Origin of the sequence: Staphylococcus sp. 11007852 (genome assembly GCF_011394325.1) — a bacterium.
Taxonomy (GTDB): domain Bacteria; phylum Bacillota; class Bacilli; order Staphylococcales; family Staphylococcaceae; genus Staphylococcus; species Staphylococcus agnetis.
The window spans coordinates 23,950-45,319 of sequence record NZ_JAANBJ010000028.1; the positions used below are offsets into that span (position 1 = coordinate 23,950).

The window sequence follows — 21,370 nt, forward strand, 5'->3', positions numbered from 1 at the left end:
ATCATAAACTTTCCTAGTATTTATAAATTGATTTCATTATAATAACCTTAAAGAGAGAAAGGTGTGATTTCATGCAACAATGTCAACATTGTGGGGCACCCATTGAACAGTACACGCGTATTTGTCCACATTGCGGTCGTTCACGTTTCGAACCCCCTACACCACCTAAAAAACCTTCATCATGGTTATTCAAAATTTTAGCCTTCTTCATAACTTTTTTAATTATTGCCGTTATAGTGAGTATTGGTTTTTTAGCAATGCGATTTATGAATACAGACATAAACTTTGATTTTACACCTAAAAAAAGTGACAAGGCGTTGCCTCATACGAAATTACAACATGTAAATGTTTTATCACCTGAATTTAGTGCACAGTACATGAATGTGAATCGCATTGAAGGGTATCAAGGATTTAAACTTAATCAAACACGAAATCAAATCGAACAGCAATTTGGCAAAGCTGAAAAAACATTTAAGGTTGGCGATTTAAAGGTCCACCAATATGGTGACATTGGCGTTTCATACAGTAACGACCATGTTAATCATGTTTTGGTGACACCTAACAATGTTTCTAACCATGCATTCATCGCGGTTCATAACCGTCCTGATGCAGACCATGGCCACTACTGGTATTATGATAAAAACAACCAAAATGGCTATACCATTAAAGTTTATGTAAAAGATGGTCATATTATAGCTATAGAAAATATCCCACAAATATAAAACAGACCTGACACGTTACACATTAACGTTTCAGGTCATTTTTTGTTGTTCCACATGAAACAAACTTTTTAATTAGATTTTACTTTTTTTACCACGGTGCCACCAGCGATAGATAAGGTATAAGACAGCTAAAGCTAAAATCACGACAAATATTTTAGAATATATACCCACATATTGAATAATTTGATGAATATGATCACCTAAAGTCATCCCTAACGTGATTAAGAATATATTCCAAATTGCCGTACCTATAGCTGTGAATAGGATAAAGTGCAACATATTCATACGCGTTAAGCCGGCAGGAATAGAAATAAGCGTTCTTAATATCGGAACTAAACGTGCGAATAAAATCGCCCAGTGGCCGTATTTTTCAAACCACGCAGACGTTTTATCTAAATCTTTACGTTTAATTCGAACATATTTACCATATTTATCAATCCAACGATACAAACGGTCCTCACCAATTAATAAACCAATGTAATATAACACCACTGAACCCGCTGTAGCAGCCACAATCGCAATGAAACATACAATCCAAAAATTCATTTCCGTACGGGTAGTCATGTAGCCGGCAAACGTAAGCACAATCTCTGACGGAAAAGGGTGCAAGATATATTCAACAAATATTAATAGAAAAATGCCAAAGTAGCCATAATGGCTCATTACATCAGTAATCCATTGCTCCATGTTTTTCACCTATTTACTATGAGAATATCGTTCATTATAAATTTTACTTACCCATTTTACCATAAATGAATCTTTGACATGTTGATTGTCATTTCTAACGTTTGATATACCCATATATTATTCCATCACTTCTTTAAATGGATTATCCATCTCATAATCATAGTATTTTTCCTCAAATTCTTCATTCCGATGCTCATACACTGCTCGTGATACGATACTGGTACGACGTTCTAAGCCGTAATTTTCTATATAAATACCATTACGCGCTTTTACGTATGGCACGACTTTCGCTTTAAACTTTACCTCTTCCCCAATCAATGCGCGACAACGATCGAAATACCTTTCGCGTTCATATAACCATATGTGATCAACGTCTATCCCTGATACAGAAACATGTTTTAATAAAATTCTCACATTCCGTTTCCAAGGCGCAGACATATCTAACTTATTTTTATGGTCAACAGCAGTGATAACACCTGTCACAATCACTTTGCGATTTTTGAATGGTTCTAATTGTGTTCGTTGCATCGGTTCACCACCTTTCGACGCACCCTATTAAATATAAATATACCCTTAATTGTGAGAAAAATACAAAAATTCGTATTATAGATATACTTAATTTAATCGTTTGAAATACACAAAAATGTATAGAGACAGTCTAACCGGACACTTCCCTAAGACACCCAGGATGTCTAAAATGCGTGTTTTCCCTAATTGACGCAATGATGTAATGCTCATATGATAGATATACACACACATATTCAATCCACCATGAAAGAAGGTTTCATTATGTTATTGACTGAAACACAGCGTCAAACCACACGACAAGAGTTATATGCGCATTATGAAGACACATCATTAAGTTTAGAAGCGCTCGCAACTCAATTAGGAACTAGCCCCAAAGAAGCACGCGACATTTTGAATATGAACATGAGCCATATGGATGAAAAATTATTTTACGACCGTTTAATATCAGTGATTAACTTGTTGAATTCAATGATTACTCAAAAGGGTGGTACGCCACAATCCTATACGTATATAGATCAAATCACTAAGCAATGACATGAGAGAAAACATTGTAATGGCGCATTGTAATTAACTTAATCAAGTCATTTTGCATTACCCTTACAACTCATGTTATAATTTCATTAACAAGGATACTAATGTAGAAGCACCAATCCCCTCACTACTGCCATAGTGAGGGGATTTTTTGGTGTTGGCCCATGTCGCCTATTTATGCTTATTGCCACGCGTGCGTAGCCAATGCGCAAAAAGCGTAACAATACAACCACTGATGATCGTGGTCGTGATGTGAACAAGGATATCTAACATAGAACGCACCTCCTCTCTACGTCAGATTGACGCCTGAGAGATAGGCGACGTTAAAAGTATATCATCTGTCGTCACACTACGCATCCGCTTTAAAATATATTAATAATAAACATTTATAGCATATTTACTATCAATTAATTGGGTGTATTTTCTATTTTGAAAACTTTCCATATTGTTACTGATACAAGCCATGCCAAAATGAAAACAATGACCAAACCATAACCCAACCATCCTACATCAAGTTGAGTAATCCATCCTCCTATGCCTGTCGTCCAATGTTGTTTTTCGCCAATCAGCTGTAAAATTTCTAATACACCAATTATCAACGCGGCAATGACAGAAATTGAAGTGATGGTTATGTTGTAGTATATTTTACGCACTGGTGTTTCAAAAGCCCAATGGTAAGCCTCAGTCATCACAATACCATCTAAAGTATCTAATAAGCTCATACCAGCCGCAAACAATATCGGTAACGCAATGATACCGATTAACGGCAAAGTTCGTTGCGCAGCACCTGCCGACAACGCTAAGAAAGATACCTCACTCGCTGTATCAAATCCTAATCCAAATAAAAATCCTAATGGATAAACATGCCAACTTTTAGATATAAATTTAAAGAAAGGTTTTACAAGGTGAATCATAAACCCTCTGGAATTTAAAAGCGCATTTAATTGAACAGATGTGATATGTTCCGCGCGCACCTTTTTAAATAATTGAATCAACTGAATTAAAATAATTAAATTAATAACCCCAATAATAATAAGGAAGAAACCCGACACTAGCGTACCTATTAACCCACCTGTATCTTGGAACGTAGCGATGTGATCTTTTGCCCAATTCACTGCAACCCCTAGCAACACAGCCATTAAAAATACGACTGAGGAATGTCCTAAAGAAAAATAAAAGCCTACGCCTGTCGGACTTTCCTTTTGTTCCAATAATTTACGTACTGTATTGTCAATGGCAGCAATATGATCTGCATCAAATGCATGACGTAATCCTAAAGTGTAAGCTATAAACCCCATTCCGATTAAAATAGGGTGTTGCCAACCACTAAAAAACAAACCGCCAAAGCCGAGTATGTGTAAAAGCAAAACAATTCCCAAATATGGGCCTGCATTTTTAATATTTCGATTAATTTTCATAAAATCACCATTACTATATTATAATAATAAAAGGATACACTTTCTTCTTTGTAAGTTAAAGCGAAAGCAAAAAAAATATTTTTAAATAAACATAAAAACCAACACTTCCTTGACATTTTGTTCAAAAGATTAGATTATTAATAGATTTAAAGCTACCTTATTAGTAAGAAATATGCTTAAATGAGTGATAAAGAGAAAAAAAGAGGTGCAAACATGAGCAACAAAATTTTAATTATTGAAGACGACCTAGATATACAAGCATTGATCCATTTGTCACTCACCTCTCAACACATTGGTGAGGCTGATTGTGCGAGTACGTTTAATGAAGCCCTGAAGTATCTTCAGTCGCATACTTACGATGTGATTTTGTTAGATTTAAACTTAAACTCTGAAAGTGGTTATGAATTATTAAACGAAGTCGATCAAACACAAACAAAAGTGTTAATCGTAACAGCTAAAGATACAAGCTATGACGTATACCGAGGTTTTGAAGAAGGTGCTGTCGATTATATTAAAAAACCATTCGACCCGATGGAACTTGCTTATCGCGTAAAAATACATTTGAAACCAAAACGCGATTATATGTATCAGTTCAAACATCTTAAAGTGAACTTCCGTACAGCTGAAGTGTGGATTCAAGACGAGCCAGCGAATTTAACAGCGCGTGAATACGACTTATTAGAATACTTTATTAGTAACCCAAACCGTATCTTAAGTAAAGAACAATTATATGCTCAAGTTTGGGGTTATGAAACAGGTGTCGACGACAATACGTTAATGGTACATATTCGTACGTTGCGTAAAAAAGTAGAATTAACACCAAACACACCTGAACTGATTCAGACTGCCCGTGGTAAAGGATACATTTACCGAGGTCAATTGAATGAATAAGCGCTTTATTATTAAATTTGCGAAATACATGTCGTTGTACTTTTTTGTCACGACATTATTGACACTCGTAGGATTTATACTTTTCACGTATTTGGCAAGCAAATCGTCACATATCAACAATTTAACAGAGTTTGACTTGGAGCTTTACCCCCCCTACTCACCTAAAGAAGTAGAAGTACCAATGCCTGTTTTAGAGCTCGCCAAACAAAGTAAAGCAGACGTCTATGTGACTAAATTGAACGGCACTATTGTTTACCCACATAATGTGAAAGGGAACATCAAATCCCGTTTAATAAAAAATGCCTATCAATCGCATTCAATCCGCTATAAATACGGCGCTGAACATTATTATTTTATCTATATTTATCCTAAAGGCGAAAATCCAGATATTAAAAATGTCAAAAACATCGATGTTCACATGTTGCTTGAAAGTATGCGTACGAACGGCTTAAATCCTTATGAATTTAATATTTCAAATGGGAATTTAACGTTTTATGAAAACAGTGGGATTGACCGTTTTGATACAACTATCGTTCAAGAACATACAAATACGATTTATTTAAGTTGGTTAGTGATTATTATTGCCAATATTGTATCCATCTTAATCTTTTCATGGATGATCTCACGTCGTATTTCGCGGCCACTCTTTTTCTATTCCCGTTGGATTAAAAATTTAAGTGTCGGTCGCCTGCATCAACCTGATGCACGTGTTCATAATCGTGAACGTACACGCAGGATTTATCAAGAACTTGACGATGCAATATTCACATTGAATAAACAACTTGTAAAAGACCGCTTTTATCATGATCAAATTCAATATTATAAAACGAAATGGATATCTCAAATTTCGCATGATTTAAAATCTCCACTCACATCGATTTATGGATTTTCTAAACTCGTGCGTGGCGCAACTGATGCAGATCAACAACATCTCAAATTGATATCTGAAAAAGCAGACTATATTCGAGAAGTCATTGATAACTTAAGCGCACAATTCAAATATGAAACTGAACAAATGGAATATCATCGTGAAGCCTTTGAAATACAAAGTACTGTTGAACGCGTAAAATCTACTATTGGATTTGAAAAAATCAAAATAGATTTTAACTTTCCACCAGAAACTACATTTTATGGCAATAAGCTCTATTTTGAACGCATGTTATTTAACTTAATCAATAATAGTTTAGATCATAATGCTATCAACCCAGATATCACGATTTCATTTGATATAGATGCAAGAGATTTGTTTATTGACTATCAAGACAATGGCAAAGGATTACCAAGTTATAAACTTGATGATCTCATAAAAAAATCGTATACATCTAAAAAAGAAAAAGGAGAACACGGCCTCGGCTTATCAATTATTCGCGATGCTGTCGACTTCCATCAGGGTGAATTAACACTCGTGCCATCAAATAAAGGTGCACATTTTAAAATTTATTTACCAACAATCACACAAAGCAATGATAATAAATAATAGATACAAATAGTTAAAAACCACCACATCAAATTGTGGTGGTTTTTATACACGTATCATTGTCGAACAAAAACCTAGCGAATGTGTATGCGATTTACAGTTTTATAGTATGTTCCATGTGTCGTCAATTCTCTCGTTACATTACACTTAATTAAATTTTATGGTGTTATCATTCATAATTATACAAGATTTCGAATCAATTTAGATTGTCATAAACCTTTTAGATATGATGATTTCGCTTAAATAAATGATCGTAAAATGAAATGCGATATGTTAAGCGACGATTGACGATATCACATTCTACAATTTCATTAAATGCAGTTTTAAATTTATCTGATTCAATCCATGTATTAAAGAAATGGGCATCTTTCCATAATGTAATAATCACATAATGGTCTGCCTCATCAATGGGTTTTAGAAAGTAATAGGAATTGAACCCTTCTAAACCTTCCATGCCTGAATCTTTACTCAAACATTCCGACTCAAACTGTTCAGCTTTACCAGCTAAAATTTTAATATAGTTTAAAACGACAAAACATTTATCTATTGATTCTCCTACGTTATGCAAAGTTTCGTAAGCTTTAGTTTCATTATTTTTATCAATATAAATAGCATCTTCAAAGCGAATACGGTAATTTTTATTTTCATCAAGTATATCCATAAGCTGCCCCCTTTATTCATATGTATTCCCACGCTAAAGTGTCATGAAAGCGACATTTAAAAATTTTTATTAATAATATAAAAAACATCTATATTTTCACTATTATACACAAGTATTCCTATCTCATTGCTCATGTTCGAAAAAGAAAAAGCACTGATTCATTTCAGCGCTTTTTGCTTTTAATTTATAAAATAGGTGATACGAGTTTAGCGATAGATTGTTTGAATTTCACCCAATTAGAACGTGATTCATAACGCTCTGGTGTCAGTTTTTTCGAATCTTCAACATCACGTTCAAAGGCATGGATGAGTTTTTGTGCAATCGCTTTATTATAAATCAATGCATTCACCTCAAAATTCAATTGAAAACTACGCTGATCCATATTCGCAGAACCTACGGATGCCACTTCTCCATCAATAACCATCATTTTCGAATGGATAAATCCTTTTTCATACGTATAAACATTCACACCCTCGTACATCAGTTGTGCCACCGTCGTCAACGTTGCCCAATGTACAAATGGTTGGTCTGGTTTATTTGGTACGATAAGATGTACATCCACACCTGACTTAGCCGCAATTCTTAACGCATTGACAAAGCCGATTTCAGGTACAAAATATGGCGTATGAATGTATATCGATTTTTTCGCGTTCATAATCATTTTCAAATAGGCAAACTCCAATTGATGCCAGTCATTATTCGGACCACTTAACCCTAATTGCATGGCAACATGACCATCTTTACGTGCATTTTTAGGAAAATATCGTTGATCATAATCCAATTGTCTATCTTCATCAACTTGTGAATTCCAGTCATGTATAAAGCTAAGCTGTAAAGCATCAACACCATCACCTTGAATGCGCAAATGCGTGTCTCTCCAGTAGCCTAACTTATCGTCTAATCCTAAATATTCGTCACCAATATTAAAACCACCTACATACCCAATATCACCATCAATAATGAGATTTTTTCGGTGATTTCGATTGTTCACTCGAAAATTGATAAAGGGGATAATTTTTGCGTGAAAGAAAGCTTCTATAGATACGCCCGCTTCATAAAGTCCTTTCATTTTACCTTTACGCAATTGTTTGGATCCCACTGCATCATATAACAATTTGACTTCAAGACCTTCACGCGCTTTTTCTTTTAAAATTTCAAGAATTTCAGTACCTAAGCCATCTAAATTAATAATATAAAATTCCATGTGAATGTAATGCTTTGCTTCACGTAAATCTTTTTTCATTCTCTCAAATAATGCATGACCATCTGTATAGATATGAACATGATTATTTTCACTTAAAAACGATGCATCACGTGTAAGCATCATTTGAACGAGATCCGCTTGCTTTTCAACTACAGGGTTACGCGTTTGAAACGTTTCATTTTCAAATTGTTCCTTTTGTTGGTGTACACGTGCACGTGCATCTTCAACTTCTCCTGATGTTTCTTTTTTACTACTTTTCAACTTAACTGCACGTCCAAAGAATAAATAGAGTAAAAAGCCTAACACAGGTACAACAAATAATAATAATAACCATGCCCATGTAGATGTAGCTTCACGTCGATCTCTTTCCATAAATATAATGAAAAATGCTAACACTAGGTTGATTACAAAGAACGACCCTAAAAACAAGCGATAGAATATATTGATGCTAGGATCAAATATCAATTGCATCTCATTCACCTCACCTTTTCTTTATAATGTTTTTATTATACCGAAAAAGTAATGAGGCGTCTTTTAATATGGATATAGAATGAATCAAAATAACCATCTTTAATAATCCCATTTATAGATTTACTCGCTTCTATAAATAAATTTTCTTCTTACAAGACATTTTTGGTGATTTTATGCATACAACAATCCCCATCTCTTCATATTAACTATACAACTTTATACAAAGAAAAAGCCCTACACCAGCACAGATGTAGGGCTTTTATGGATGGTAATGATCCATGTTTGACTAGTTACATCATACCATAGATTTTTAATTTCAATAATTTTCTTAAGCTAATTTTAAAGTTTTTTATATTTTCGGTTAATTTAACAATAGCTTCAAACTCCTTTGATATGGTGTTTTGAGTCGTACATTATATATTAAGGAGTGTTAAACGATGAAGTTGTTTTTTCGTTGCTTAATGGTAGTTTGTTTGCTTATTTCAATTCCATTTTCTATTGCTCAAGCTGAAACAGAACAGCACAATCTTAAAATTACAACGCACAATGTCTATTTCATGCCCCGTGCCTTATATCCTAATTGGGGACAGATGAACCGCGCTGACCTTATTGCGCAAGCACCTTATATGCAACACAACGATGTAGTAATTTTAAATGAATTGTTTGATGAGAAAGCCTCAGCGAAATTAAAGGCAAACTTACAACATACATACCCTTACCAATCACCTATTTTAGGCGAATCAAGTTCTGAATGGGATGACGCACATGGCTACATTCATAACGCTAAAATTACAAATGGTGGTGTGGCAATTTTAAGTCGTTATCCAATCATGCATCAAGAACAACATATTTTCGCTCAGGGTCGCGGTTCAGATGCAATGGCTAAGAAAGGCTTTGTATACATTAAAGTGAATAAAAATGGGCATCCTTACCATATCATAGGTACGCATCTTCAAGCGGATAATAGTGAAAGCACCTATACGAAAGATGCAACTGTTCGTGCGAGTCAAATGGCAGAAATACATCAATTCATTCAACAAAAACATATCCCAAAAGATGAAATGATTGTTATCGGTGGCGATATGAATGTGAAAAAAGGTTCTAATGAATATAACGACATGTTGGCAGAAATGAATGTTTCTGAGCCTCAGTTTTCAGGACACACGTCTACATGGAATACTGAAACAAACAGCATAGCGAAGTACAATTATCCAGATTTAAAACCTCAATATTTAGATTATCTACTCGTTGAGAAAGATCACGCGCAACCTCAAAATTGGACGAATCAAGTACTCAATATTAAGTCTCCTGAATGGTCAGTGACATCATGGGGTAAGACATATCATTATCAAGATTATTCTGACCATTACCCTGTCGTTGCGTCTCAATCTCAATAGTATTACAAATTTTTACTGATTGTTACAATGACGCCGTTCTCGTAACAATCAGTATATTTTTATACTTGTACATTTTAAACTCCGTCATGACGGCGCTTAACGCTATTTTAGCCCTTCCTAACAAAAATATAACACTCCCCCACAACCTCCTTAATCACTACTTATTTCATCTTTTTATTTAAATTCAAATTAAATAATAAATTTCATAAAATCATATCGGCGTTTGGGCAATTAAATAATGATAACACCTTAAAAATACTGTCATATCAGTATTTTACAACCATCATCTACTTGCGCACGTCACTGTAACTTCGCGCTATTTTAGTTACAAAGTATACAAAAAATAATCAAGATTGCGCAACATGATAACTAATACTTATCACTTTAAATAAATGATTGGCATAGCCATTATAGCTCGAATAGAATCCATTTTCATGATGTGTGTATTTTTACAAATATACATATGAATTTCAATTTGTCTACATCAAAAATCCTTCGTCTTTCTAACTATGCATGACTATGGGACTGTAACGAGTTAAAGCGCCGCTATGACGGGTGCTTTTTTATAAAAAATATATTTAGCGTAATAATCGAAATTAAAACTATTTGTGTGATAAATATAAACAAACTTAAATAAATGTAAATATCATATTTTGTTTTCATATTTGTGATAGCATAGCGGAGTGACAAAATTAAACGAGGTGAAAAAATTGTTTTTGGTAATTTTCTTTACTGCTTTGATTTTAGTTTTGGCCATGAGAGAAATCTATGTCCATAACAAACGCATCAATAGTATCCCTGTTCGTATTAACATCAACGGGATACGTGGTAAGTCAACGATTACTCGATTGATTTACGGAATTTTAAGAGAAGACCAAATGAAGGTTATTGGTAAAACAACAGGAACAGATGCACGTATGCTGTACTGGTATACAGATGAAGAGTTTCCGGTTGTACGTAAACCTCAAGGTCCAAATATTGGGGAACAAAGGGATATTTTGAAAATAGTGAATAAGGAAGGCGCTGAAGCCATCGTCAATGAATGTATGGCTGTTAACCCTGACTATCAAATTATTTTCCAGAAACAACTATTAAAAGCCAATATAGGGGTCATCGTAAACGTAATGGAAGACCATATGGAAACGTTAGGTCCAACATTAGACGATGTGGCGGAATCTTTTACAGCAACAATTCCTTATAATGGAAAACTTGTTGTAATGAAAGATGAATACACAGACTTTTTTAAGAAAGTTGCAGATCAACGTAATACAGAAACAATTGTTGTTGATAAAGATGACATCGATGAAGCGTTATTACGTCGCTTTGACTACATCGTCTTCCCTGACAACGTCGCAATTGCCATAGGTGTTGCCAAAGCAGTAGGTATTAAAGAAGACAGAATGATTGATGGTATGTTAAATGCGCCGCCTGATAGTGGTGCCGTTCGCGTTAAATACTTTAATAAAAACAATACACAAAATGTCTTCGTCAACGCGTTTGCCGCAAATGAACCGAAATCAACAAAAGCAATTTTACAAAAAGTTATAGATTATAAATATCCATTCAAAAAGATTGTTATCATTCTTAACTGTCGTGCAGACAGATTAGATAGAACGAAATTGTTCGCTGAAAACTTCATTACTAATGTGGAATATGACACGTTAATTTGTGTTGGTAAGAGTACACAAGCTGTTACTGAAGCTATGAAAAATGAACGTCCAGATAAAAAATATTTAAACTTTGAAGGTCGTCCATTTAGTGAAATCGAACAAGCAATTTTTGAAGAATGTCATGAAGCGTTAATCTTCACTGTCGGAAATATTCACGGTAGTGGTAAACAAGTCATCAATTTAATGGAAGGGTTGGATTAATTTTGATAGGTTCAGAGTTATATTTCTCGCTATTCGTAGGTATTGTATTAAGCTTAATCTTTGCCGAAAAATTTGGTATTACACCTGCTGGACTCGTAGTACCTGGTTACTTGGCACTCATATTTGATCAGCCAATCATGTTATTGTCTATTTTAGTGATTAGCTGTCTGACTTATTTTATCGTCGTACACGGCGTAAGTCGCGTCGCAATTTTATACGGACGCCGTAAATTCGCTGCAATGATTTTAACGGGTATGATACTCAAATTCCTATTTGACCTTATCTATCCATTGACACCTTTTGAAATTGTACAACTTTCAGGTATCGGTATTGTCATTCCTGGTATCATTGCAAATACGATTCAAAAACAAGGTACAATCACTACATTAGCATCTTGTATGTTATTAACAGGTATCACATATATCATTCTATTTGCTTATAGCTTTATTAAGTAAAAGGGAGCTAGATTATGTCGAAAAAGAATAAATTAAATTTAGAAGAACGGATACTGCGCAATTCGAAAAATCAAAAAAAGCATAATTCACTTTTGATGCTTGTGGTTACAGTGGTTGCGATTGGCCTACTCGTGTTTTTCATGTTGACTACAAAAACTGAAGACGTGAAAGTTTTCGGTAAAGAAGATAAAGGTCTCCATATGACATATTTAGGCAATATCACTTTAAATGAAAACATTCGTCAAAATGATTTAAAAAATATGTTCAGTTCAGTATCTGACATCATTAAAGATAGCGATTATGCTTTAGCAAGTGTTAACGTCAACAACTTTGCGAAAGACCCTCAACGTAACATTGACAAAAACTTAAAAAACATTGGTTTCTTAAACCATTTAGGATTTAGCACTATCAATTTAACAAACAACTCTGTGGATCTTGAACAAATCAAACAAATTACGAGACAAGCAGACGCGAAACACGGCTACAACTTTACAACAGGTAACGGCTCAAACCCTTTAAACAGTAAAATCACTAAGAAAACCGTTAATGGTAAAAAAGTCGCAAGTGTATCATTTACAGACGTAAGTTCTAAATATATGGACCCTCGTAAAGCAACGACATCTATCGCACTTGAACCAAAGATATTTATGCCACTCGTTCAAAAACTTAAAAAAGACAATGATGTCGTAGTGGTAAATGTTGACTGGGGTATTCCAGATGAACCTAACGTGACGAATCGTCAAAAACAATACGGTCGTGCACTTGTAGATGCTGGTGCCGATGTGGTTGTTGGTCACAATACCGTTGTTCAAGAAATTGAAAAATATAAAGGTTCAAGCATTTTTTACAGCTTAGGTAACGTAACTTCAGATAAATTCTTATCAGAAAACAAAAAAGGTATCGCAGTGCAACACACACTTAATGGCGATAAGAGCAAATTCCAAATCACACCAATTCGTACAACAGGTGACCAAGTGACTAAAGACAATATGAACGCGATTGAAAAACAAAAATTCTATAATCGTATCTCTAGTCCATCTGTTAAATTAAAAGAAGCCAATGGAGGTTACACATATGAGAACTAAAAACTATATTCTTTATGGTGTTATCGTGTTACTCATTTGCGGGATATTCTTCTTAATCATCAACAGTAATGCAAATGACACTTTAGATAAATACGAAAAACATGATTTAAAACAAGAAAAACACGTTTCTTTACAACAACCAAAATCTAACCAAACTGAAAATAAAAAAAGCGCATTACACGCATCTTTAAAAAATGACACATCAAACCAAACAGCGCACACGTCACAAAATAACCAACAGGTTGCCTTAGACGGAGGTCAATCCCATGAGTATTTACAATAAAAAATTACTCGGCGTTATTTTAGTTATAATGATCATCGCTTCGGTTGGGTTCTACTACCTTAACCGTGATGAACAAGTCGACAAAGACCAATTATATGAAAATAAACTCGCATCACAAGCATCTAATGATAATGCGAAAAAATCATACGGTGTTTCTACAAATAATGAAATCGCACGACAAGTTGGTAATAAAATTATTAAAGACGGTGGTAACTCTGCCGATGCAGCATATGGTGTTGCATACACGTTAGCTGTCACAGAGCCATTTGCCGCTGGACTTGGTGGCGAAGGAACTACCCTCTCCTACTCTGGTAAAAAAGGTGAACAACCAAAAGTTTATGATTATAACGCAGTTTCATCACACCAATATAAAAATGGTGACAAAATTGGTGTTCCTGGTTTTGTAAGTGGTATGTCTCATATGCACGCAAAAGAAGGTAAAATGAGTGAGAAGGAAATTTTAAATTATGTCATTCCACTCGCTGAAGATGGTTTCCAAGTCAATACAGACTTAGAAAAAATGTTATTAAAATACAGTGCAATCGTTGATAAAAAATCTCCATTTGTTAAAGATGGTAAAGTTGTTAAAGCCGGTGACGTTGTTAAACAACCTAATTTAGCAAATACGTTAAAACATATTCGCGATAATGGCGCAGACGGTTTTTATAAGGACCTTGGTCCTAAAATCGCTGAACAAACGCATGGCAACTTAGACGCCCAAGACTTCAAAGACTTTAAAACAAAAGAGAAAAAACCAATCTCTACAGAATATTTAGGCAACCAAGTCTATACATCACCGAACCCTACTGGCGGTATTTTTACATTACAATCATTGAAAATTGATCAAATGATTAACGGTGAATTGGGAGAAGATACACCACAATCCTATATTGATGGAACCGTAAAAGCGCGTAACGTAAACTATAAAAACCGTTATATCGTAAATGATGAAAAACCTATTAATAAGCAAAAACTTAATGATGCTTACCTTTCAAACCATGCAGAAGAATATAAAGATGTTAAAAACAAATTTGATTTACAAGGTGAGGCAAATACAGCGGGTTCACACTTTGTTGTGATTGACAAAGATGGCAAGATGATGAGTTCGACAAATACATTGAATAACTTCTTTGGTAATGGGCAATACACTGATCAAGGTTTCTTCTTGAATAATGCACTTGATCGCTTCTCTAAAACGCCATCAAGTGACAACAAAGGTGGTCCTAACAAAACACCACGTTCTTACATCTCACCTATGATTGTTGTCGGTGAAAACTATCACTTCGGTACAGGTACACCTGGTGGTAACAAAGTACCAACATTGTTACAACAAACAATGTCACAATATTTACGTGATAAAGGATCACTACAACAAATCATTGAAAAACCACGTTTCTATAACGATGGTGACAGCATTTATTATGAAAATGGTATGGATGATGACAACATTAAAGAGTTTAAAAAATTAGGTTACAAACCGCACAACAGCTCAGATAATCCTAACTATGGTAGTGTACAAGGTGCAGCCTACTTCAATAAAGATAAAAAAGTTGAAACGGGCCATGATGTTGAAGTCAGATAAAAATTATTAAAGGCGACGCTCAATCGAGTGTCGCCTTTTTCATATGTTATTTACGATGAAGAGGATCTCTCTTCGACTTTGTGATAAAAGAAATACTTGTACATACAATTATTGTTACAACAAGTATAATCGCAAAGACGGATGACACACTTGAAAAACGGAATCCAATTTCCCATCTTTCAGGTGTTATATGAACGTAAAAGTTAATAATGATAAGTAATAATAACAGTAAACTCGATAACATACCTACAATATCAGCGATACGACGTAGACGTGAATCATTTGTGTTTTTCATAGTTGTCACACCTCTTTTTTAACAATATTATAGCATAAAAAAATAATTAGAACTTGCTATAGAAATCGCTTTCACAGTTTTGTAACGTATTCAATATTGACGTGTATATGAGACATTGGACGCAGGTGATATTAAATCTAATATTACACCGTTCTATCCCACCTTACTTTTTACTTTTCTTGAGCAATAAAAAAGGAGTGTACGCGCTATGGCGTCACACTCCTTTTTTATGTTATTTCTTTTTCAAACGTCCGCCAATAAAGGCTGTATACATCACACCTGCAATGATTCCGATGATCATTGTAATCAGAAGTAACGTGCGATGCGGTGGTGTATAAGTCAGTTCGATGTGTTGCTCACCTTTTTTAACAGGAATGATTGTCTGCATTCCATTCCCTTTCTTCACATCGACCGCTTTACCATCGGCTGTTGCTTCAAATCCATCAACATAAGGTGTTGGTACAACAAGATAACCTGAATCAGATTTATTTTTAGTAAATGTATAACCATTTTTCGTTTCTTTCACATTTACTTTTTGTACATCTTTCGTAGCTGATTTTAGTGTTTCATAGTTTTCACCGTACACACCTTTTAAATGATATCGGTATGTGCCTTTAGAAAGTTTTAAACGTAACGTATCATCGGCTTTAACGCGAAAAGTTATTGGTGTTACACCGCGTCGATACGTATAATTTAAAGAACTGCGACTTTGTTTATATTCATTCAGTTCAACTTGATGCGCTTTATCTTTAGGTTTTACCATTTCTAAATCCATTTCAACATATAAATCTCGATTATCTTCCGCCACCGTTTTAGGAACTTTAAGCTCTAGACCACCGTCGTCATTTTTAACTTTTAAAAGACGCTTGCCATCTTTGAAATCTGCATCTTTGGTATCTGATTCTACAAGGCTCGCATAATTAGTACTTTTTTGAATATCACTATTCGCTTTCGTACCATCATTGAAGACAACACCTTGTAACATTGCGTGTTCACGATCAATTGGAGATTTTAAATCTTTAGGGTCGTATACTTTATTCGTTATGTGCGTACTTGGATATTGGATGGTATCTTTCGAATATTGGTACTTATTGTCTTTACCATCAATAACTTTTTCAGTTTTAAAACCATAAGGCATCGTATCATCTTTAGGGTTCTTAAAGCGATCTTTAGCATCCCATAACGCCATTAAATTAGCACGATTGCCTAATAAACGATGCGTACTGTTTTTATCAATGGGCTGGGCAATTTGCATCGTTTTATCATAATAATGTAGCACATCACCATTAAACAAACTTGAATATATGGATAAGCCATTGTAGCCATATATAAATGGCGAATTCAGTGCTGAAAATGATAAATATTCTATACGAGAAAATTGATTTCCTTTTTGTTGAATCTGGTCAAATTCTTTCTGAAGTGCATCACTGTGATATTTATCTTCAGTCATTGACGCGATAGGACGTTCATAAATTGTCATATGAGATTGATGATAATCGACAATCATCATCACTTGTTGAATGAATATGAGTCCAATCCATACGAAATACATTGCTGGATGAGCAAGCCATTGACGTTGCCATAATATAACACCCATCACGATGAAGATTAATAATGTCACCCACATCCAGTTCATTGTGGCATCGTATTGTGTATACATTAGCGCCATCACGATTACAGTCGGTATGGCCGTTATCATGAATTGTTTAAGATGTACTTCTGAAAAATAGCGTATAAATAATGCGATAAGTACACTAGAAGATAAACATAAAATATAAATCCAACGTCGTGATGGTAATGAAAAACCATTAAAAAAACTATCAAAATATGGTGTAAGTGAACCTACTAGTAAGATCCACGTTAAAATCGCAAATAAACGATAATAATAGTATTTGTATAGATTCACCGCAAATAGTGCGATAAATGTCAGTGTTGAAATCGTAATGTAAAAGCCATTAGAGAAAATATGATATTTTTCTGTAAAATCTATAAATAACGTCAAATTAAGATGCGGGTTAATTTCTCTATTATTTTCCATAACCGCGGATACACCTGTAAAAAATCCTGGAAGACTGATTAACAAACTTATAAAGGCAGCAATCGCCAGCATCCATAGTTTTTGAACACGTGACACCACATCATTAGCATGTGGTGCAATGACACGGTACAGAAAATAAAACCCTAAAATAATCATTTCATAGTACGCAAAATAGAAATTCGCAAACAATGTTAATGCAATAGCGATGATGAATAAGCCTATTTTACGTGCTCTGAAAAAACGTTCCATTGCCCATATTGACAATGGCAATAAAATTAACACTTCGCCATAAAATGACCATGTAAAATTAAAATATATCGTTACGACAGATACGGCATACATGATAGTCGCTAAAATTGCAAATAAACGACGCTCAGGCTGTAAATACCGAAAACAATAGTAACTCACGATGGTTGTTAAAAATACACGAATATATGAAATAATGACCTGATTTTGGGCCCAAAACGTCATATCATGTGTTGGCAAATGAAATATCATGTCTAAGATGCGAATAATAAAGAAATAGATAATCATCAATGGACTTGTTGCATAATAGTATGATAGCCCTTTCGTATAATCGCCACCTAAGCCGAAATCTGTATCATAAAAACTTTTAAATTCTGTATAGTGTTCATACAAATATTTTTGAAAAGGCATTAATTGACTAAACCCATCCCCTTTTCCGGCAAATGCAATGCCATTGACAAAAGTATTGTAGAAAAATGGGATAAATACTAATGTTGTAAGTAAAATACTAAACAAAAATATGTGTATGAAACGTTTTGATTGTTGTTGAAAATGTCGAATCTTTCTCGACCTCCTTCTCTTTCTTTTAAAGTACGATTTTCAACATAGCAACGATACTATAAAATCAGCGTTCATGCACACAAAATCATTCAATTTAATAATATTTTTAAAACGTCATCTTTTTGATAAGAAACTGAAATTTCTGTAGAATTTTTGTAGGAATTTTGCAATTTTGATGACATCACAAAAGACGAAACGCTTCATAGCGCTTCGCCTTTTGTGTAAAAATTGTCAATATAGATTGGTTATGATTTTAACGCTTCAGCGACACCATCTGTGAAACGTTCCATCGTATTCGTCCAATTCGCCGCATATATACGTGATACACGACTAGAATCCCCATTTTTAAAGAAATTATGAATCGTTGAATTAGATACTTCTAATTGCACGCCTGCTTGTCGTTTGTTCATGTTAGTAATATTTTTAATACCTTCACCTGCAATATTGCCGTTTGCTTCCTTAACGATAAAACCTTTGTGTGTAAGACTATCCATGATTTTGTGTTTAAGCGCGGTATCACGTCCGCCGATATACACATCCGCACCCTCGCGTCCTGTTTTATGAATTGTAACTGTACGTTCAGATTGACCTATCATTTCACGTGCTTTAGGTTCATCATAGTTAATTGATGTCACGTGTAATTCAGAATTATTCTGAGGTCTAATACCTTGGAACGTATAATACCCAGCATTTGCTTTTTTTGCTATACTTCCAGCTATTTCAGTAGTACCTGGTTCGATACCACCTCCATGAGGCGCGACGATTACGGTTGGGTTGTGCTCATCTTTAGTAAAAATTTTCCAATCGACACCTTCTTTTGTAGCTTTCATCAATTGTGTCATTGATCCATAATGATCATTCGCATTACTTGATTTAGAGAAAAATGTTAAATACAGCATATTCGTTATTAGTACACCCGCAATCAGTAAAATAGAAATAATAATTTTTTTCACAAAACTTCACCCCACTTTTTAAAATAAATACTTTGGCATATTGCATATTTTACAAACTATTTTGTGACGTTCTTAAAAGTCGTTGTCTTATATGTATATACAAAAAACAAATCATTAATCATAAATCGTTGAATTTAGTAATTAATTTAACAATTAAAACATCAACAAAATAATGTTAAGCCGTGCATGCGCAGACACTTGCTTCAATGACATAAAATTGTAATTTCACCTCATTGATATGACTATTATTTGGAAAGTTAGCCATGCCCAAACTTTAGCTATCCGCATCATTTCAAGCATTTACACTTTAATGGGAGATTTCATATCCCTGTCCCTTAAATCAATTATATAGAAAGTCCCTTCAAAAGTTATGTGAGAATAGTGATGACTTTTACATTTTTTCAAAAGAACTTTGTACAGTAGAAGTCTAATAGCGATTATACGGGAAAATACTTCACATGTGAAATAAAATATATTTCAAATATATAATTTCTTCTATAAAAATATTTATATTCATCACTATCTTTGAACTTCATCCAATCATATTTTAGTATAATTTATATACTAAAGAAGAAAGGTGATAGTGTATGAATTTTACAAGTAAATGTGTTGCAGTTGGTGTATTAGCTATAGGGGTCGCGTCATTTGCGAGCGGTACTTCCGAGGCAGCTGGACTTAGTCAGAAAGAATACAACGATCTCGCTTCTTCTCTCGACTATGATATTCATACAGTGAATGCACAATCATCAACAGCACAAGCAACGCCTTATAAAGGGTTAAGCCAAGATGAATATCAAAATTTAGCGACTCAATATAGCTAAATTAAAAAAACAGCCGGCCAAGTGTAAGATGGTCGGCTGTTTATATTTAGATGTTTTTTAAGCATTAGAATTATTGATTCCCGAATTATTATTGCCAGAATTATTCGAGTTGTTTGAGTTATTATTTCCTGAATTGTTATTTCCAGAGTTGTTATTTGAACTATTATCGCTTGAATTACTACTATTATTGTTGGCATTATTACCTGAGTTGTTACTGCTTGAAGTAGATGATGCTTCTCCACCTTTACGCCCTGCTTCCTCATAACTCATATTACCATTTTGATTATTAGATTCTGCCATAATAGTAAACCTCCCTAAGAAATATTGAGCCTTTGTATCGCTCATTAATATCATACCTATTCCAAAGTATTAGAAACATTGTTATGGATTCTATTTTTTTAATGATAATACGCGCTGCAAAGGATATATATCCCTATTCAACATAGTTGAATTAAAGTGTTTATCTTAACCTATTCATTCAGAAAAAAATAAGTGTCTGTCCTCGCATAAATTCGAAATATCTTATTTGAAATTCACTCCAATTTCTTATTCATTTGAAAATACACTTCAATCTAAACTTAAAATGCTAACAATTTAAATTAATGGTTTTGCTTGAGTTTTTGTAATATAAATGTAATGATGTAATTGAAATGTAATACAAAAAGAAGGTGTTATTATGAAGAAATTGTCAAAGGTTTTACTCGCAAGTACACTTGTGACTGGCGCCCTTATTGGCACTCAAGCATTAACGCCTGAACAACCAGTCGCACACGCTGCGACATCCCCTTGGTATGCATATCATGGACAAACAACATTTGGTGGTGCCTTTTATCTTGATGGTCATTTTAAAAATGCGGTTCAGCACCGTGGTTTAACGTTTAATGGCTACAAAATTTCCGCACCTTTTAGTAAAAAGAATATTAAATACGTCAAAGTCCATGATCAAGGTATTGCTGTAGTCTCTGGCAAAACCGCAAGCAGTATCATGTTTCCAGTTTCAAAAGGAACTTCTATTCAAAAAGTAAAAATGAGCTACGGCAAACCTACAAAAGTATTTGAATCTGCACAAGGTACGGTCTACCGTTATCAGTACAAACAGGCAACCATCGATTTTACAGAAGCACATCACCAAGTCACTATGATTACGGTATCTAATGGACTTTAAACAAAAAAGCCTAGAAGCAATCTCTGCT

Annotated in this window: 22 protein-coding genes; 12 read left to right on the top strand and 10 right to left on the bottom strand. The window is 34.3% G+C overall.

The features are described 5' to 3' along the window. The first annotated feature begins 71 nt into the window (after nucleotides 1-71). Nucleotides 72-722 carry a zinc ribbon domain-containing protein gene (locus G8Y85_RS08900; protein ID WP_060551884.1) on the top strand — a complete coding sequence of 217 codons (651 nt, stop codon included), beginning with the start codon at nucleotides 72-74 and terminating at the stop codon, nucleotides 720-722. A gap of 72 nt (nucleotides 723-794) precedes the next feature. Here G8Y85_RS08900 and G8Y85_RS08905 read toward each other — a convergent pair whose 3' ends face one another. Both G8Y85_RS08905 and G8Y85_RS08910 read right to left on the bottom strand, forming a co-directional pair. Further along, nucleotides 795-1,409 carry a DedA family protein gene (locus tag G8Y85_RS08905; RefSeq protein ID WP_060551885.1) on the bottom strand — a complete coding sequence of 205 codons (615 nt, stop codon included), beginning with the start codon at nucleotides 1,407-1,409 and terminating at the stop codon, nucleotides 795-797. 117 nt (nucleotides 1,410-1,526) lie between these two features. After that, nucleotides 1,527-1,937: a hypothetical protein gene (locus G8Y85_RS08910; RefSeq protein ID WP_085622846.1), complete on the bottom strand. Its 411-nt coding sequence runs from the start codon at nucleotides 1,935-1,937 to the stop codon at nucleotides 1,527-1,529. Nucleotides 1,938-2,198: 261 nt separating this feature from the next. On the opposite strand from G8Y85_RS08910, the gene G8Y85_RS08915 reads away from it, so the two are divergent. Further along, the gene (locus tag G8Y85_RS08915) at nucleotides 2,199-2,471 is read left to right on the top strand and encodes a DUF2316 family protein (RefSeq protein ID WP_103346255.1); all 273 of its coding nucleotides are present in this window, start codon (nucleotides 2,199-2,201) and stop codon (nucleotides 2,469-2,471) included. Between the two features lie 168 nt (nucleotides 2,472-2,639). Here the strand turns inward: G8Y85_RS08915 and G8Y85_RS08920 are convergent, their stop codons facing one another. Both G8Y85_RS08920 and G8Y85_RS08925 read right to left on the bottom strand, forming a co-directional pair. Continuing rightward, complete coding sequence (locus G8Y85_RS08920; protein WP_107365594.1) at nucleotides 2,640-2,741, bottom strand: type I toxin-antitoxin system Fst family toxin; 102 nt, start codon at nucleotides 2,739-2,741, stop codon at nucleotides 2,640-2,642. Between the two features lie 134 nt (nucleotides 2,742-2,875). After that, nucleotides 2,876-3,886 carry a HoxN/HupN/NixA family nickel/cobalt transporter gene (locus G8Y85_RS08925; protein WP_060551888.1) on the bottom strand — a complete coding sequence of 337 codons (1,011 nt, stop codon included), beginning with the start codon at nucleotides 3,884-3,886 and terminating at the stop codon, nucleotides 2,876-2,878. A gap of 213 nt (nucleotides 3,887-4,099) precedes the next feature. On the opposite strand from G8Y85_RS08925, the gene G8Y85_RS08930 reads away from it, so the two are divergent. Next, complete coding sequence (locus G8Y85_RS08930; protein WP_037565806.1) at nucleotides 4,100-4,777, top strand: response regulator transcription factor; 678 nt, start codon at nucleotides 4,100-4,102, stop codon at nucleotides 4,775-4,777. Beyond that, entirely contained in the window at nucleotides 4,770-6,254 is a 1,485-nt protein-coding gene (locus tag G8Y85_RS08935) for a sensor histidine kinase (protein WP_165805730.1), read from the top strand. The genes G8Y85_RS08930 and G8Y85_RS08935 overlap by 8 nt, the downstream gene beginning before the upstream one ends. Nucleotides 6,255-6,474: 220 nt before the next feature. Here G8Y85_RS08935 and G8Y85_RS08940 read toward each other — a convergent pair whose 3' ends face one another. After that, nucleotides 6,475-6,915 carry an antibiotic biosynthesis monooxygenase family protein gene (locus G8Y85_RS08940; RefSeq protein WP_165805731.1) on the bottom strand — a complete coding sequence of 147 codons (441 nt, stop codon included), beginning with the start codon at nucleotides 6,913-6,915 and terminating at the stop codon, nucleotides 6,475-6,477. A gap of 184 nt (nucleotides 6,916-7,099) precedes the next feature. After that, nucleotides 7,100-8,590, bottom strand: coding sequence for a cardiolipin synthase (cls, locus tag G8Y85_RS08945; RefSeq protein ID WP_060551891.1), 1,491 nt, complete (start codon nucleotides 8,588-8,590; stop codon nucleotides 7,100-7,102). Between the two features lie 437 nt (nucleotides 8,591-9,027). Here cls and sph point away from each other — a divergent pair, with 437 nt between their 5' ends. The 6 genes from sph (at nucleotide 9,028) to G8Y85_RS08975 (ending at nucleotide 15,263) form a co-directional block, all read left to right on the top strand. Continuing rightward, nucleotides 9,028-9,987, top strand: a complete 960-nt coding sequence (sph, locus tag G8Y85_RS08950) for a sphingomyelin phosphodiesterase (RefSeq protein ID WP_145050990.1) — start codon at nucleotides 9,028-9,030, stop codon at nucleotides 9,985-9,987. Between the two features lie 710 nt (nucleotides 9,988-10,697). Beyond that, nucleotides 10,698-11,858 (top strand): poly-gamma-glutamate synthase PgsB, encoded by a 1,161-nt coding sequence (gene pgsB / locus G8Y85_RS08955; protein ID WP_060551893.1) that lies wholly within the window; start codon nucleotides 10,698-10,700, stop codon nucleotides 11,856-11,858. 2 nt (nucleotides 11,859-11,860) lie between these two features. Continuing rightward, the gene (gene pgsC, locus G8Y85_RS08960) at nucleotides 11,861-12,313 is read left to right on the top strand and encodes a poly-gamma-glutamate biosynthesis protein PgsC (RefSeq protein WP_037565797.1); all 453 of its coding nucleotides are present in this window, start codon (nucleotides 11,861-11,863) and stop codon (nucleotides 12,311-12,313) included. Between the two features lie 14 nt (nucleotides 12,314-12,327). Next, nucleotides 12,328-13,398: a CapA family protein gene (locus G8Y85_RS08965; RefSeq protein ID WP_107368624.1), complete on the top strand. Its 1,071-nt coding sequence runs from the start codon at nucleotides 12,328-12,330 to the stop codon at nucleotides 13,396-13,398. Next, complete coding sequence (locus G8Y85_RS08970; protein ID WP_037565794.1) at nucleotides 13,388-13,681, top strand: hypothetical protein; 294 nt, start codon at nucleotides 13,388-13,390, stop codon at nucleotides 13,679-13,681. The genes G8Y85_RS08965 and G8Y85_RS08970 overlap by 11 nt, the downstream gene beginning before the upstream one ends. Further along, complete coding sequence (locus tag G8Y85_RS08975) at nucleotides 13,665-15,263, top strand: gamma-glutamyltransferase (protein ID WP_060551896.1); 1,599 nt, start codon at nucleotides 13,665-13,667, stop codon at nucleotides 15,261-15,263. The genes G8Y85_RS08970 and G8Y85_RS08975 overlap by 17 nt, the downstream gene beginning before the upstream one ends. 46 nt (nucleotides 15,264-15,309) lie before the next feature. Here G8Y85_RS08975 and G8Y85_RS08980 read toward each other — a convergent pair whose 3' ends face one another. From G8Y85_RS08980 to G8Y85_RS08990, 3 genes are all read right to left on the bottom strand, one after another. Next, nucleotides 15,310-15,558, bottom strand: a complete 249-nt coding sequence (locus G8Y85_RS08980) for a hypothetical protein (RefSeq protein ID WP_060551897.1) — start codon at nucleotides 15,556-15,558, stop codon at nucleotides 15,310-15,312. A 232-nt stretch (nucleotides 15,559-15,790) separates the two neighbouring features. Next, nucleotides 15,791-18,358 (bottom strand): YfhO family protein, encoded by a 2,568-nt coding sequence (locus G8Y85_RS08985; RefSeq protein ID WP_209104185.1) that lies wholly within the window; start codon nucleotides 18,356-18,358, stop codon nucleotides 15,791-15,793. 290 nt (nucleotides 18,359-18,648) lie between these two features. Beyond that, nucleotides 18,649-19,356, bottom strand: coding sequence for a poly-gamma-glutamate hydrolase family protein (locus G8Y85_RS08990; protein WP_037565790.1), 708 nt, complete (start codon nucleotides 19,354-19,356; stop codon nucleotides 18,649-18,651). A gap of 587 nt (nucleotides 19,357-19,943) precedes the next feature. On the opposite strand from G8Y85_RS08990, the gene G8Y85_RS08995 reads away from it, so the two are divergent. Continuing rightward, nucleotides 19,944-20,177, top strand: coding sequence for a hypothetical protein (locus tag G8Y85_RS08995; protein WP_060551899.1), 234 nt, complete (start codon nucleotides 19,944-19,946; stop codon nucleotides 20,175-20,177). A gap of 57 nt (nucleotides 20,178-20,234) precedes the next feature. On the opposite strand, the gene G8Y85_RS09000 is transcribed toward G8Y85_RS08995, so the two are convergent. Beyond that, complete coding sequence (locus G8Y85_RS09000) at nucleotides 20,235-20,477, bottom strand: hypothetical protein (RefSeq protein ID WP_179142027.1); 243 nt, start codon at nucleotides 20,475-20,477, stop codon at nucleotides 20,235-20,237. A gap of 376 nt (nucleotides 20,478-20,853) precedes the next feature. Here G8Y85_RS09000 and isaB point away from each other — a divergent pair, with 376 nt between their 5' ends. Continuing rightward, nucleotides 20,854-21,342, top strand: a complete 489-nt coding sequence (isaB, locus tag G8Y85_RS09005; RefSeq protein WP_103346404.1) for an immunodominant staphylococcal antigen IsaB family protein — start codon at nucleotides 20,854-20,856, stop codon at nucleotides 21,340-21,342. Nucleotides 21,343-21,370 lie beyond the last annotated feature (28 nt).